Below are 13,920 nucleotides of genomic sequence, written 5' to 3'. Positions count from 1 at the left end.
CATGAGGCACGAATGACGACCGTCAGCACCAGCCGGGTCCCGCGGCGCCTCACCGCTGCTTCACGCACAGATCCTCGGGGTTGCCGTCCCGCACGCACGGCGAGTAGTGCTGGGCCGCGATGACCGCGTTGGCCTGCGCCCCGGTCAGGTAGGCGGCGAACGCCTGGGTGAGCTTGTCGGTCTTGATCAGGGGCCCGTAGCTGTACAGATACTCGACCGCCCAGAACGCGTACCCGCTCCTGATGCCCGCGAGCCCGGCGCTCCGGTCGTCGATGGTCAGCTGGTTGACGCTGGTGTCCGGCACCGCCTCGGGGGTGCTCACGTACCCGATGGCACCGTCGCGGGTGCGCACCTTCGCCAGCACGTCGGACGTCGACGTCTGCTCGCACACGATCGGGGTCGGCCCGGCCTGACTCTCCCGCAGCACGTCACAGTTGTCGCTGGTGGCCCCGGTCTGGCGTTTGCCGTCGAGCACGAACTTCTCCAGGGTCCGCCGGCTGCCCGAGTGGTCGTCGCGTCCCACCACCCGAATCGGCTTGTCGCCCGCCTCCGGGTCGACGTCCTTCCAGTTGGTCACCTGGCCGAGGAAGATCCGCCGCAGGCCGGCCGCCGAGATCCCCTTGAGCTTGACGCCCGGGTTCACCACGACGCTGAACGGCACGACCGCCACGGTGGTGCTGGGCTGCAGCTTGTCGAAGCCGGGGAACCGCCCTTCGGCCATGGCGAGCCGGTTTCGCTGCTCGTCCAGCTGGGTGCTGTCGTTGAGCCAGTTGAGCCCCTCGATGCTGCCCGTCGCCCGGACGGTGATGTGCGCCTTCGGGCACGTGGCCATGTACTGCTGGGCGAGCTGGGCTGCGAGCCCGGCGAAAGCGGTGGAGCCCTCGACGGTGAGTTGTCCCTGCGCGCAGACCGGCGCACCGGCCACGGCGGGAGCCGACGTGGCCGGTTTGATGAAGACCAGGGAGGCGATGAGCGCGCCCGCGAGCAGGGCGCTCAGCGCCGCGCCGAGGTAGGTGACGCGCCTGGTCCGCAGCGTGTCGGTGTCGGTGAGCACGACGCCGCCCTGGATCCGGCCCTTCGCCTGTACCCGGGGGCTGGCCACGCCGTCGTTGGACAGCAGGACGACGACCTTGTACTCCTCACCCCGGTTGAGGTGCCAGAACGGCAGGGTGAGCGTCTTCCCCCCGGTTTCCAGGGGGTATCGGGCCAGCGTCGTCTCCAGCGAGGGTGGCTTCATCTCGCTGTATCGGGCGTCGATGACCGTGCGGCCCCCGAGATCGAGCTCCAGGAAATCCTCGTCGCTCAGCGTCGGGTCCTTGTCGGTGATCCCCGTCATCCCGACGTTCTTGAGCCGGGCGACGACCAGCGCGGGCTCCTTGATCACCACCTCCCCTCGGCCGGGATTCCTCTCCTCCGCGACGGCGGTGTCCTGATTCCTGGCGCTCCGGCCCCAGTTCCAGCTGAAGCTGCGGGCGCTGCCGCCGTTGGAGGCGGGCTCCTTCGTGGTCGCGCCGGCGTCGGGGACGTCCGTCTTGTAGGCCACGCTGGCGACGGCGTGCGCGAGGTTCGAGCCGAAGACCAGCGGCGAGTTGAAGCGGACCCGGAAGGACAGGGCGCGCATCCGCCGCATCCGGTAGTTGGTGACCAGGGTTCCGCTGCCGGCCAGCACGAAGAGGGCGGCCAGGCTCCAGGTGCCCGCCCGCTCCGCGAGGACCTCGGTCAGGATGGAAAACGCACCCACTGCCGTGCCTCCCGGCCGATCCGTCGACGATTGAGCACAGGGTAGTGACGGTCACCCAGCCCGCCCAAGGCCGTGAGCTGGGCCGACTGCTCCTGTTCGGAGGCCGGTAACGAGCAGTTGCGACAGTGTTTCCCCCGGGGGCGCGTACGCCCGTTTGATAGATAGATGTAGATCTATTGAGTCCTGCCGCAAGTAGCGGTAGGCAGGGCACATGAGCTTTCCGCGCGGGTCCGTGGCACTGGTGGCGATCGCGGCGTTGATCGCGACCGGTTGCGGCTCCTCCGGGGAACCGTCCGGGCCGCCCCGGGTGCGGGTCGCGACGATCGGCGTCTCCGGGGCGGCCGCCATGGTCCTCGGCGTGAGCAAGGGCATCTTCTCCGACGCCGGGCTGGACGTGCAGGTCGTCCCGGCCGAGGCGCCCGCCGTGATCCCGTCGGTGGTCGGCGGCCAGGCCGAGGTCGGGTTCCTGAACGCGCCCGCGGTGCTGCTGGCCCGGTCGAACGGCGTGCCGGTCACCGCGATCAGCAGCACCTCCGGCAACCCCGCCGACCCGGCCGACAACTTCATCCAGTTGCAGGTCGCCGCGGACAGCCCGATCAGGTCGCCGAAGGACCTGGAGGGCCGCACGATCGCCGTCGACACCCTCTACCAACTGCCGGACGTCTCGATCCGCAACGCGCTGCGGGCCTCCGGCGTCGACGTGTCCAAGGTGAAGTTCACCGAGCTGCCGTTCGCCTCGATGCCGGACGCGCTGACGAGCGGCAAGGTCGACGCCACCAACCCGGCCGAGCCGTTCGTCGCGCTCGGGCTCGACGCCGGAGCCCGCAACCTGCTCTCCGACAGCGTCGGGCAGACCACGACGATGCCGCAGTCGGTGTTCCTCTCCTCCGAGAAGTACGTGACCGCGAACCGCGACACGATCGACAAGTTCCGCGCCGCGCTGGCCAGGGCCTGCGAGTACGCCCAGGCCCACCCGGACGAGCTGCGCGCGGTGCTGCCGACGTACACGAAGGTCCCGGCCGCCCTCGCCGGCAAGATCAAGCTGCCGGTCTACACGACGGCGGCGGACCCGGCCGGCTGGCAGCGGTGGGCCGACGTCCTGACCCAGCAGCAGATCGCCAAGAAACCGATCGACCTCGACGGCGCGTACCTGCGGTGAAGGGCCTTGCCGGGTTCGCGGCGCTCGTCGGGCTCTGGGAACTGCTCCGATCCGCGCACGTGCTGCCGCCCGGCTCGGCGCCGGCGAGCGTGGACATCGCCCGCGCCCTCGGGAATCCTGACCTGCCCGGCGCGACCGCCGGCACCTTGATCGCCTGGGCCGCCGGGCTCCTGCTGGCCGCGTCGATCGGCATCCCGCTCGGCGTGCTGCTCGGCCTGTCGCGGTGGGTGGACGCGGCCCTGACCGCCACCGTCGACTTCCTGCGGCCGATCCCGGCGGTCGCGCTGATCCCGGTCGCGGTCGTGGTGATCGGCCTCGGCGCGGGCATGCAGGCGCTCCTGGTCGGCTTCGCGTGTCTCTGGCCGCTGCTGATCTCGACCCGATTCGGCGTACGCGACGTCGACCCCCTGCTGACCGAGACCGGCCGCGTCCTCGGGGCACGCGGCCTGCGCCTGGCCGCGACGGTCACCGTGCCCGCGGCGCTGCCGTCCATCCGCACCGGTCTGCGTACCGCCGCGTCCCTGGGCCTGGTCGTCGCCGTCGCCACCGAACTCGCCACCGGCAGCCCCGGCCTCGGCTGGTTCATCGCGCAGCAGCAGCAGGCCGGGCAGATCCCCGCCGCGTACGCCGGGATCGTCGTCGCCGGGCTGCTCGGCTACCTGGTCCACCTGGTCACCTCGTGAAACGACTCCTGGGGTTGCTCGTCGCCGCGCTGCTCCTGCTCGTCTGGGAGGTCGCCGGCCGCACCGGCGACACCGGCCTGTTCCCGCCGGTCAGTGACGCGATCGCGGAGCTCGCCTCGATCGACCCGTGGACCGACGTGCTCCCGTCGGCCGGCCGCGCCCTGGCCGGCTTCGCGATCGGGGTGACGCTCGGCGCGCTGCTCGGCGTGACCATCGGCTGGCTGCGCGGCCTGGAGCCGTGGGTCCGCCCGGCCCTCGAGTTCCTCCGCGCGGTCCCGCCCCCGGCGGTCCTGCCGGTCGCCGTCCTGGCGCTCGGCGCGACCAGCGGCATGCGGATCACCGTGATCGCGGCCGCCGCGATGTGGCCGGTCCTGATCGCCGGTGTCGACGCCACCCGCGCGGTCGAGCCCGGCTATCTCGACGTGGCCCGGATCAGCCACGCCCGCCCGGTCTCGGTGATCCTGCCCGCGGTGCTGCCCGCCCTGATCGCCGGCGCCCGGATCGCGCTCGGCATCGCCCTGATCATGATGGTGATCAGCGAGATGACCGCCGCGACCTCGGGCCTGGGCTACCTGATCCTGCAGGCGCAGCGGACCTACGCGATCGCCCAGATGTACGCCGGCATCATCGTCCTGGGCCTGCTCGGCTGGCTGGTCACCGCCGTCTTCTCCCTGGTCGAACGCCACGTCCTGAGCTGGTACGAGGACCAGAAGGGCATCGCCGGTGGCTGAGACCCCGCTCGTGCGCGCGGCCGGCCTCGGCAAGTCCTTCCGGGGCCGGCGGTCCACGACGCAGGCGATCGCGGACATCGGCTTCGAGCAGGCACCGGGCGAGTTCCTCGGCGTCGTCGGCCCCTCCGGCTGCGGCAAGACGACCCTGCTGCGCTGCCTGGCCGGTCTGGAACGCCCGGACACCGGCACCGTCGAGTTCGACGGCCGCCCGGTCACCGGCATCCCGGACGCCGTCTCGGTGGTCTTCCAGGATTACCACCGCAGCCTGTTCCCGTGGCTGACCGCGGGGGAGAACGTCCGCTTCCCGATCCGCGACCGGGGCCGGGCCGCCGGGCGGGAACAGGCCCGGGAGGCGCTGGACCGGGTCGGGCTCGCCGGCTTCGCCGACCACCACCCGTTCCAGCTCTCCGGCGGCATGCAGCAGCGTGTCGCGATCGCCCGCGCGATCGTCTCCCGGCCCCGGTTCCTGCTGATGGACGAGCCGTTCGCCTCGGTCGACGCGCAGACCCGCGCGGTCCTGGAGCAGCTCACCGTCACCATCACCGCCGAGCTCGGGCTCACCGTCCTGCTGATCACGCACGACATCGACGAGGCGATCCTCATGGCGGACCGGGTGCTGGTGCTCTCGGCCCGCCCCAGCCGGGTGCTGCGCGAGGTGCCGATCGACCTGGACCGCCCGCGCGACGAGGTGGAGACCCGCGCGTTGCCGCTGTTCCAGGACTACCGCCGCGAGATCCACCGGGTGATCGCGAACCCCGGGACAGCCGACTGAACCGGCCTGGGCGGCGTCACGGTGGCCCGACCGGAGGGACGCCTGCGCCCGCCGGCGGGGAGAAGGCGAGGCCGTCGCGGAGCTGGGCGAACGCCCGGTCGGCGGCCTCGGCCGCGATCGGGTGCAGCGCGTCGGCGGACTCGCCGGCGGTCAGGCGGCGCCAGTTCTCCCGGGCCAGGACCCGCTGGACGGCCAGGATCTGCGCCGCCGCCAGCCGCGCGGTCAGCGGGTCCGCGACGGCCGGCTCGAGCGCCCGGGCCAGGCTCTCCTCGTCGCGCGCCTGGAACTCGTGCACCCGGGTCGCCAGGCTCGGCGTCGAGAAGACCAGATCATGAAAAGCCAGGATCTGCGGTACGTCGTTGAGCCCGGTCACCGGGTCGCGGGCGTCCAGCCCGTCCCGGAAGCGCCGGTGCAGCGCGTCGATCGGTGACTCACCGCCGGCGCGGGCCGCGACGACGCGCGCGGGCTCGCCGGAGTGGTCCGCGATCCGGTGCAGGACCAGGTCCTCCTTCGACGGGAAGTAGCGGAAGAGCGTCGGCTTGGAGATCTCCGCCGCGGCGGCGACGTCGTTCACGGAGACGCGGTCGAAGCCACGGTCCAGGAACATCGCGATGGCGATCTCGGAGACCGCGTCGAACGTCCGCTGCTTCTTGCGTTCCCGCAGGCCTGGGCCGGCTCCACCCTGCTCGCTCACGACGCGACCCTACCACCGGGTCAAACTTGTAACCGGGTAACGTTTATGACTGAGTTGCGATATCGTCGGCGGCTCAGGTCGTACGCCGGAAGGGGCCTTGCCGTGGATCTTGATCGTGAACGCGCCTTTCTCGACCGTGTTCGCGCGGCGCAGGCCTGGATGCTCGACCATGCGCGGATGCGCGTCGCGACCGGCGCGGAGGTCGCCGGCGACCGGTACACCGCGGAGACGCTCGGCCGGATGCTGAAGAGCCACGTGAAGGAGCTCGTCGAGGAGCCGGACGGCGCTCCCTACTTCGGCCGGCTGACCTTCGACGGCACCGCGGCGGCCGGCGATCACCAGGGGCAGCGCTACCACATCGGGCGGCGGCGGATCACCGAGGAGCAGGGGCCGCCACTGGTGATCGACTGGCGGGCGCCCGTCTCGTCGCTGTTCTACCGGGCGAGCCCGGGTGATCGGCGCGGCGTCGCGGTGCGCCGGCGCTACGGGTGGACCCCGCACCCGCCGATCCGCCTGACCGGGTTCGAGGACGAGCACCTGGACCTCGGCGAGCAGCTCGGCACGTCCAGCCGGCTGCTGGCCGAGGAGATCGAACGCCCGCGCGTCGGCCCGATGCGCGACATCGTGGCGACCATCCAGCCCGAGCAGGACGAGCTGGTCCGGGCCGATCTTGATCAGTCACTGTGCGTGCAGGGCGGTCCCGGCACCGGCAAGACCGCGGTGGGGCTGCACCGGGCGGCGTACCTGCTCTACGCCCACCGCAGGCAGCTCGGCCGCACCGGTGTCCTGGTCGTCGGCCCGAACCCGGAGTTCCTGCGGTACATCGCCGCGGTCCTGCCGGCGCTCGGCGAGGTCGACGTCCAGCAGCGCACCCTCGAGGAACTGCTCTCCGAGCAGGCGCCCGCCGCCACCGACACCGCCGGGACCGCCCGCCTCAAGCACGACGCCCGGATGGCGCAGGTGCTCCGGCGCGCGCTGAACAGCCTGGTCGAGCCACCTACCGACGACATTGTCGTGGCCGACGGCTCCCTCCGGCTGCGCGTCCCGGCCGCCGCGTTGCTGCGGGAGATCTCGCGGATCAGGAGCGAGGAGCTGCCGTACGGCGTGGGCCGCGAACGCTTCCGGACCCGCATCGTCGCGCTGTTGCAACGCCGGCTGGAGCACCACGGCGAGTCACCGAACGCCAAGTGGCTCGACCGGACCGGTCGTGCCCGCCCCGTGGTGGAGACGCTCGACGCCTGCTGGCCGAAGGTCCGCCCCGCGGAACTGCTGACGAGGCTGCTCGGGGACGCCACGTTCCTGCGCCGCGCCGCGGACGGCGTGCTGACCGATCCGGAACAGGCGGCGCTGCTCTGGGCCAGGCCGCCGCGCAGCTTCCGGAGCGCCAAGTGGTCGGCCGCCGACCTCGTGCTGCTCGACGAGCTCGCCGGTGCCATCGACCATCCCGCCGGGTTCGGGCACCTCGTCGTCGACGAGGCGCAGGACCTGTCGCCGATGCAGTGCCGGGCGCTCGCGCGGCGCAGCCGGCACGGGTCGCTGACCGTGCTCGGGGACCTCGCGCAGGGCACCAGCGCGTGGGCCGCCACGAGCTGGCGTGACCAGCTGACGCACCTCGGGAAGCCGGACGCGCCGGTCACGGCGTTGACGCTCGGGTTCCGGGTTCCGGCGGTCGTGCTGGCGTACGCGAACAGGTTGTTGCCCGTCCTGCACGCCGACGTGCCCGCGGCGCGATCGGTGCGCTCCGACGGGAAGCTCGACGTCCGCGAGGTCACGGACCTGGCCGTGGCCGCGAAGGACCGCGTCGAGGCGGCCCTGGAGCAGGAGGGCTCGATCGCCGTGATCGCGGCGGACGGGCGCGTCGCGGAACTCGGGGCGCTCGCCGGCGACCGGGTGACGGTGCTTCCCGCGACGCTGGCCAAGGGCCTCGAGTTCGACCATGTGATCGTCGTCGAGCCGGCCGAGATCGTCGACGCCGAGCCGCGCGGGCTGAACCGCCTCTACGTCGTGCTCACCCGCGCGGTCTCCCGCCTCGACGTGCTGCACATCACGCCACGGGGCGACTGAGGGTCAGCGCCGCGGGTCGGCGTGGAACTTCGGGCCGGGACCGGCGTCGGCTGGGCGCCGGCCGGCCAGCACGTCGAGGATCTCCTCCAGGCTCACTGTGGCGGCGACCAGCGGGCGTGGGTCCGCTTCCTTCTCCGCGTACGCCGTGATCGCGCCCGCCAGCCCCGCCGACGCCCCGAGGATGCCGACGGTCGTCACGTCCTTGAGCACGATGTCGCGCGTGTCGACCAGGCTCGGCGCGCCGGACAGTCCGATATAGACCACCGTGCGCCCCGGCTCGACGAGGTGCACGGCGAGCCCGGGCATGATCGCCGCGTTGGTCGCGTCGACGACCCCGTCCCACGGCAGCTCGGGCAGGGTGTCACGGGTCCAGACGGGCGCCTCGGCCAGCGGCTCGGCGGCCAGCCCGAGCAGGTGCACCTCGGCGCCCAGCGCGCGGCCGAACATCGCCGCGAGCAGCCCGATCGTGCCCGTGCCCAGGATCAGCAGCCGCTCGCCCGGGGCGACGCCCGCGGCCCGGACCGCCCGCAGCGCATTCCCGCCCGGCTCGACCAGCGCGCCGAGCGTCGCGTCCACCGCGTCGGGCAGCGCGTGCAGGTACGCCGCGGGGAACGCCAGCCGCTCGGCGAGCGCGCCGGGCAGGCCGTCGCGGCAGCCCAGCTCGTGCCGCGAGGGGCAGACGTGGTGCCGCCCGGCACGGCAGCGCCCACACTGCCCGCACCCGATCATCGTGTCGCCGGTGACCCGCCGCCGCAGCCAGCTGCCGTCGACGCCGGGACCGGTGGCGATCACCGTGCCGGACCACTCGTGACCGGGACGCAGCGGATAGGAGGCCAGGCCGGTGTGCAGGTAGCTCATCTCGCCGGTGAACAGCTCCACGTCGGTGCCGCACACCCCGGCCCGCTCCACCTCGACGATCACCTGCCCGGGGCCGGCCTGCGGCTCCGGCACCTCCCGGACCTCGGCCCGGCCGGGACCGGTGAAGACCAGTGCGCGCATGGTGGGCCTCCGTTGTCAGCGAGCGGCACACCAGCGTAGAACGAGATCATGACGAGAATCGACAGCACTCCGTTCGGTGTCCTGGCCGACGGCACCGTGATCGAGAAGTGGACGCTGACCAACGGGGGCGGGGCGTCGGTGTCGATCCTCACCTGGGGCGCGACGATCCAGTCCGTGCTGGTCCCCGACCGGGACGGCGCCCTGGGCAACGTGACGCTCGGCTTCGCGGACCTCGCCGGGTACCAGGACCCGGCCAATCCGTACTTCGGCTCGACCATCGGGCGGTACGGCAACCGCATCGCGAACGGGACGTTCACGCTCGACGGGCAGGTCCACAAGCTGACCCAGAACGAGGGGCAGACGACCCTGCACGGCGGGGCCAGGGGTTTCGACAAGCGCGTCTGGGCGGCGGAGGCGACGGCCGGCGGCGTACGGCTGCGGTATCTCTCGCCGGACGGTGAGGAGGGCTTCCCAGGGACCGTCGAGGCGACCGTGACGTTCGGCTTCGACGACGAGAACCGGCTGCGGATCGACTACCGGGCGACGACCGACCAGGCCACCGTGCTGAGCCTGACCAACCACGCCTACTGGAACCTGGCGGGGGAGGGCAGCGGGACGATCGACGGGCACCTGCTGCGGATCAACGCCGGGCACTACACGCCGGTCGACGAGACGCTGATCCCGACCGGCGAGCTCGCGCCCGTCGACGGCACCCCGTTCGACTTCCGGACCGCCCGAGCGATCGGCGAGCGCCTGCGGGACGACCACCCGCAGCTGCGCTTCGGTCTCGGCTACGACCACAACTACGTGCTGGCCGGCCCGGACGCCGCCGTGGTCGACGACCCGCGCAGCGGTCGCCGGCTCACCATCGAGACGACCGAGCCGGGCCTGCAGTTCTACTCCGGCAACTTCCTCGACGGCAAGCTGCGCGGCACGTCCGGCCGGCAGTACCGGCAGGGGGAGGCGTTCGCGCTGGAGACCCAGCACTTCCCGGACAGCCCGAACCAGCCGGACTTCCCGGCGACCGTGCTGCGCCCCGGCGACACCTACACCTCCAGCACCACCCACACGTTCTCCGTCGTGCGGTGACCCCGGCGGAACGCTTCGCGAGCGTACGGGTGGCGCGCCTGGCCACGGTCACCCCGGACGGCGCGCCGCACCTCGTGCCGATCGTCTTCGCCGTGGTCGGCGACGTGATCCACACGGCTGTCGACGGCAAGCCGAAGCGGCACCGCAACCTGCGGCGGCTCGCCAACATCGCGCACGAGCCCCGCGTCAGCGTCCTCGCCGATTTCTACGACGACGACTGGTCGCAGCTCTGGTGGGTGCGCGCCGACGGCCGCGCCGCGGTCACCGGCGAGCCGGAGCCGGCGCTGCTCGCCCGCTACCCGCAGTACGCGGTGCAGCCGCCGCCCGGCCCGTTCCTGCGGATCGAGGTCACCGCCTGGCACGCCTGGTCAGCCTGAGACCGCAGCTCGCCGCCGCAGCTCGCCGCAGCCGCCGCCGCTCGCCGCTCGCCGCCGCTTGCCGCCGCCGGAAACGAGCGAGATGGGAGTTTACGCCCGTAATGGGCGGACGCTCCCGCCTGACCCCGGCACGGCCGGCGCCTCGCGTGTCGGGCCGCGCGGCGGTTGGATGGCCCGATGGCTGAGGTTCTGGTGGGTGTGGACGATTACCGTGAGTTCGAGGCGGCCGCGGCGGCGGACGGTGTCGACGTCGGCCGGTGGCTGGTCGAGGCCGGGCGGCAGAGGTTGCAGGCAACCCTCTCCGGCCTGGGACAACTCTGGCAGGACGTATGTGCCGAGTTGGACAATCCGGTGCTGGTGTCGGAGCGGGAGTTGCAGTGCCTGCGCTCGGCGCGGCCACGGGCAGTGAACGACGGGGTGCTGTTGCTGGCGGTCCCGGACCTGCGTGCACGGCAGATCCTGGAGGTCTCCCTGCGGGAGGCGATCGAGAAGGTGCTGGCCCGCCGACTGCGGGTCGGGGTCCGGGTCGCGTTCACCGTCGACGCGGAGGTGCCCGCCGGCCCGTTCACCGCGACGCCGGAGCCGTCGGCGGCGCCGGCATTGCTGGAGGAGTACGCCGAGCTGATCGCCCGTCCCGAGGTGGCCCGCCGCCTCGCCGAGGTGCTGGCCACGGCCCGCTGAGCCGGCCCGGCGCCGGGATCGCGCTGGGAACCGGTGGTGCCGGCTTCACGGCCGGCACCACCGATCGTCAGCCGACCACGGAGCGCAGCGGGATCCGGTCGGCCTTCAGGGCGGCGACCAGGTCTCGCAGGTACGGGTGCTCGTCCGGCTGCACGCCGTCCGGGTTGGGGATGGTCAGGTACGCGGAGTCGCCGGCCACCGCGGTCGTGGCCGTGGTCGTGTAACGGCTGACCACGGCCTGCGTGCGGGCCAGGTCGGTGGCCGCGACCTGGATCCGGGTGGGACGCCACTCGGCGCCCAGGTTCGGCGGGACCGGCTGGGCCGCGGCGGCCGCGCGCGCCGGGTCCGGGCTGGGAGCCCGCAGCGCGGACGGGGTGCCGGCCGGCCGGAGCAGCGCGTTCGCCACGAGTTCCAGGCCGTTCTCGTTGTAGGCGCGGAACAGCGGGTTGAACGCGAACAGCACCGCGTGGCCGGCGCCGGTGGGCTCGTCGACCACGACCGACGTGCCTTTCAGGGTGTCGGCCGCGACGGTGTAGCCGTTGTGCCAGAACGTGTCGCCCCGCGGGTACGTGACCACGTTCGTCCCGCTGGTGCTCGGGGTCAGGATCGGGTCGTCGTTGTTGAACTGGAAGTCCTCGGCCGGGCGGCCGGCCGCGACCGGGCTGGTGGTGTCCACGTCGACCCGCAGGTGCGAGCCGATCACCAGGTAGTCGGCCGGTTTCGGCTTCTCCGTGGTGGAGGTGAGCCCGGCGGCACGGGCCACGCGGGTGCCCTCGTTGCGCAGGCCGAGGTAGGTGTGGCCCTGCGCGATCCAGTTCCGCAGGTTCGCCTGCCCGGTGGCGGTCAGGCCACCGGTCGCGCTGCTGCCGTCCGGCACCAGCAGGACGCTGCGGCCGGTGAAGGCGGGCGTGTTGTCGTTGATGTCGGCCGCGGTGATCGGGGTGAGGTCCAGCCCCCACTTGCGGCCGAGCACGTAACGGGCCTCGCCGTAGGAGCCGGACGTGGTGGAGATGCCGGTGCCGCGGAACAGGCCGACGTCGGGCCGGGCCAGGGCCGTACCCGAGGAGGGTCGGTAGGAAACGGACAGCGTGACGCCCAGTGATCGGGCGAGCCGGTCGATCGCCGGGGTGACGGCGGCGGACGGCACGCGGATCAGATCACCGTCGCGGACCGCTGCGACACCCTGGCCGAGCAGGCGGAACGTCAGCTGCGCCGCGGCGGCCGAGTCCTGGCGGTAGGTGTAGGAGCCGCCGCGGGGCGCGGTTCCCGCCCGGCCACCGGCGATCCGGCGGACAAGATCGGCCTTCGGGCGTACGGCGTCACCGGTGTAGATCGTGTCGATGCCCATCAGGAGCGGGTTGCTCCACGAGGAGACGTCGTAGAAGTAGGGGAACGGGACGTACGGGTCCTCGCCCAGAGTCGCCTGGATCCAATGCTTCTGCGGCTGGTCCATCGGGATCCAGTACGCCCCGGCGGGAACGGCGACGTTCTTCGCGGTCCGCCCGCCGAAGACGTGCGCGTTGCGTACCGTGACCGGCTTCTTCATCTCGTAGACCTCGACGTCCATCTTCCGCAGCCGCTCGACCAGCTGCCGCACGTCGGCGAGCTGGCGGCCGGGCATCAGGAAGTAGGACCGGACCGTGATGTCGGGCACCGGGAACTGCACCGTGTTCTCCGGCTGCACCACCTCGTTCGGCTCGAGCGTGCCGGCCCGTCCCTGCGCGAGCGCGTCCGCCCAGAGCTTGTAGTAGCTGGTCAGCACCTCGCGTTTGTGGGCGGCGGCCCAGCCCAGCGTCGCCCACTGGGTGTTGAACTGCTGCTGGACCCGGTCCTGGACGGCCGAGGCGCTGCCTTTCTCGTACGTCATTCCGGCGGCCCCGAACCCGGTCGCCGGAACGGTGTCGCCGTATCCCATGTAGAACAGGTCGTAGGTGTCGTAGTTGAAGTAGCACTCGGTCGTGACCGTGTCGGAGCAGGCGCCGTTGAATCCGAAACCGGCCTTGTTCGCCTCGCCGATCCGGTTGATCCAGTCGACCGGCGCGTCGGCGATCTCGTGGTGGATCGGGTCCGCGTTCGGCGGGAAGAAGTACCGCTGGCCGCCCATCTCGTGGGCGTCGATGAAGACCTGCGGCGGGAACTGCCGGAGCAGCTCGAGCTTGCTGTCGGTCTCCGGCTGCGTCCGGGCGAACCAGTCCCGGTTGAGGTCGAAGCCGAAGTCGTTCTGGCGCCGCAGCGCGTCGCGCCCGTCCGGGTTCTGGGTCGGCAGGATGACCGTGATCAGGTTGTCGTTGCGCTGCCGCACGGCGCAGGACAGGCCGGCGGCCAGCTCGTAGAGGGTCTTCAGGGAGGCGTCCGCGCCGCTGGTCTCGCCGCCGTGCACGTTGCCGGCGATCCAGACGATGGCGGGCTTGCCGGCGGCGATCCGGCGTGCCCGGTCAGCGCTCAGCTTCCGCGGGTCCCGCAGGCTGCGGATCGCGCCGGCGACCTCGTCGAGGTCGGTCTTCCGCTGGGCGACCACCGCGTAGTCCAGCGGCTGCCCGAGCACGCTCGTGCCCATCGTGCCGGTGACCACGCGGTCGGAGGAGGTGTCCACGGCGCTCAGATAGTTCCGGATCTCGGCGTTCGTGACGACCCGCTGCTGGCCGGCGCCGAGCGGGAAGCCGAGGAAGGTCTCCGGGCTCGGGACGGTGCTCAGGTGGGCGGACGGGTCGGTGGCGCAATCGGCGCGCGCGGGGGTGGCGCTCGCCGGGACGGAGCTCAGGGCGGTGACCAGGGCGATCGCCGCGACACCTGCCAGGCGTTTCGGAATCCGCATCGTGTGCTCGTTCCCTTCCCGGGAATCGTCGAATGCGGAGCAGCCTATGACCCTCCATTTACGACGGTCAACGTATGCGGAAATCACGTATTGGCCGGTCTGTATGGCTTTCGGG

At 72.2% G+C, this 13,920-nt stretch carries 12 protein-coding genes; 8 read left to right on the top strand and 4 right to left on the bottom strand.

The genetic code is table 11. From position 1 onward, the window contains the following. Positions 1 to 49: 49 nt before the first annotated feature. Positions 50 to 1,741 carry a PstS family phosphate ABC transporter substrate-binding protein gene (locus Acy02nite_RS01555; protein ID WP_203737867.1) on the bottom strand — a complete coding sequence of 564 codons (1,692 nt, stop codon included), beginning with the start codon at positions 1,739 to 1,741 and terminating at the stop codon, positions 50 to 52. Between the two features lie 211 nt (positions 1,742 to 1,952). Between Acy02nite_RS01555 and Acy02nite_RS01550 the strand changes: the two genes are divergently transcribed. From Acy02nite_RS01550 to Acy02nite_RS01535, 4 genes are read left to right on the top strand one after another with little or no spacing between them, the layout of a single operon-like run. Then, complete coding sequence (locus Acy02nite_RS01550; protein ID WP_203737865.1) at positions 1,953 to 2,900, top strand: ABC transporter substrate-binding protein; 948 nt, start codon at positions 1,953 to 1,955, stop codon at positions 2,898 to 2,900. Then, positions 2,897 to 3,583: an ABC transporter permease gene (locus Acy02nite_RS01545; protein ID WP_203737863.1), complete on the top strand. Its 687-nt coding sequence runs from the start codon at positions 2,897 to 2,899 to the stop codon at positions 3,581 to 3,583. Before Acy02nite_RS01550 ends, Acy02nite_RS01545 begins: the two co-directional genes overlap by 4 nt. Continuing rightward, positions 3,580 to 4,314: an ABC transporter permease gene (locus Acy02nite_RS01540; RefSeq protein WP_203737861.1), complete on the top strand. Its 735-nt coding sequence runs from the start codon at positions 3,580 to 3,582 to the stop codon at positions 4,312 to 4,314. Before Acy02nite_RS01545 ends, Acy02nite_RS01540 begins: the two co-directional genes overlap by 4 nt. Beyond that, complete coding sequence (locus tag Acy02nite_RS01535) at positions 4,307 to 5,086, top strand: ABC transporter ATP-binding protein (RefSeq protein WP_203737859.1); 780 nt, start codon at positions 4,307 to 4,309, stop codon at positions 5,084 to 5,086. Before Acy02nite_RS01540 ends, Acy02nite_RS01535 begins: the two co-directional genes overlap by 8 nt. Before the next feature lie 16 nt (positions 5,087 to 5,102). Here the strand turns inward: Acy02nite_RS01535 and Acy02nite_RS01530 are convergent, their stop codons facing one another. Next, positions 5,103 to 5,780: a TetR/AcrR family transcriptional regulator gene (locus Acy02nite_RS01530; RefSeq protein ID WP_239174051.1), complete on the bottom strand. Its 678-nt coding sequence runs from the start codon at positions 5,778 to 5,780 to the stop codon at positions 5,103 to 5,105. A gap of 45 nt (positions 5,781 to 5,825) precedes the next feature. Here Acy02nite_RS01530 and Acy02nite_RS01525 point away from each other — a divergent pair, with 45 nt between their 5' ends. Continuing rightward, the gene (locus Acy02nite_RS01525; RefSeq protein WP_203737857.1) at positions 5,826 to 7,844 is read left to right on the top strand and encodes a HelD family protein; all 2,019 of its coding nucleotides are present in this window, start codon (positions 5,826 to 5,828) and stop codon (positions 7,842 to 7,844) included. 3 nt (positions 7,845 to 7,847) lie between these two features. Here Acy02nite_RS01525 and Acy02nite_RS01520 read toward each other — a convergent pair whose 3' ends face one another. Beyond that, positions 7,848 to 8,843 (bottom strand): zinc-dependent alcohol dehydrogenase, encoded by a 996-nt coding sequence (locus Acy02nite_RS01520; RefSeq protein WP_203737855.1) that lies wholly within the window; start codon positions 8,841 to 8,843, stop codon positions 7,848 to 7,850. 48 nt (positions 8,844 to 8,891) lie between these two features. Here Acy02nite_RS01520 and Acy02nite_RS01515 point away from each other — a divergent pair, with 48 nt between their 5' ends. The 3 genes from Acy02nite_RS01515 (at position 8,892) to Acy02nite_RS01505 (ending at position 10,990) form a co-directional block, all read left to right on the top strand. Next, positions 8,892 to 9,932, top strand: coding sequence for an aldose epimerase family protein (locus tag Acy02nite_RS01515; RefSeq protein ID WP_203737847.1), 1,041 nt, complete (start codon positions 8,892 to 8,894; stop codon positions 9,930 to 9,932). Further along, positions 9,929 to 10,309, top strand: coding sequence for a TIGR03668 family PPOX class F420-dependent oxidoreductase (locus tag Acy02nite_RS01510; protein WP_203737844.1), 381 nt, complete (start codon positions 9,929 to 9,931; stop codon positions 10,307 to 10,309). The genes Acy02nite_RS01515 and Acy02nite_RS01510 overlap by 4 nt, the downstream gene beginning before the upstream one ends. Positions 10,310 to 10,486: 177 nt before the next feature. Then, positions 10,487 to 10,990 carry a hypothetical protein gene (locus Acy02nite_RS01505; protein ID WP_203737838.1) on the top strand — a complete coding sequence of 168 codons (504 nt, stop codon included), beginning with the start codon at positions 10,487 to 10,489 and terminating at the stop codon, positions 10,988 to 10,990. Between the two features lie 67 nt (positions 10,991 to 11,057). Here the strand turns inward: Acy02nite_RS01505 and Acy02nite_RS01500 are convergent, their stop codons facing one another. Continuing rightward, complete coding sequence (locus tag Acy02nite_RS01500) at positions 11,058 to 13,805, bottom strand: M14 family zinc carboxypeptidase (protein WP_203737836.1); 2,748 nt, start codon at positions 13,803 to 13,805, stop codon at positions 11,058 to 11,060. Positions 13,806 to 13,920: the final 115 nt, after the last annotated feature.

The sequence above is a fragment of the Actinoplanes cyaneus genome, assembly GCF_016862095.1.
Lineage (GTDB): Bacteria > Actinomycetota > Actinomycetes > Mycobacteriales > Micromonosporaceae > Actinoplanes > Actinoplanes cyaneus.
Note: the sequence above shows the minus strand (reverse complement) of the source record. Positions and strands in the feature narration are given on the sequence as shown.

Excerpts from the sequence above, each read along its gene's own strand:
- Acy02nite_RS01550 (WP_203737865.1), top strand. The coding sequence starts at position 1,953 with ATGAGCTTTCCGCGCGGGTCCGTGGCACTGGTGGCGATCGCGGCGTTG.
- Acy02nite_RS01525 (WP_203737857.1), top strand. The coding sequence starts at position 5,826 with ATGACTGAGTTGCGATATCGTCGGCGGCTCAGGTCGTACGCCGGAAGG.
- Acy02nite_RS01520 (WP_203737855.1), bottom strand. The coding sequence starts at position 8,843 with ATGCGCGCACTGGTCTTCACCGGTCCCGGCCGGGCCGAGGTCCGGGAG.
- Acy02nite_RS01515 (WP_203737847.1), top strand. The coding sequence starts at position 8,892 with ATGACGAGAATCGACAGCACTCCGTTCGGTGTCCTGGCCGACGGCACC.
- Acy02nite_RS01505 (WP_203737838.1), top strand. The coding sequence starts at position 10,487 with ATGGCTGAGGTTCTGGTGGGTGTGGACGATTACCGTGAGTTCGAGGCG.
- Acy02nite_RS01500 (WP_203737836.1), bottom strand. The coding sequence starts at position 13,805 with ATGCGGATTCCGAAACGCCTGGCAGGTGTCGCGGCGATCGCCCTGGTC.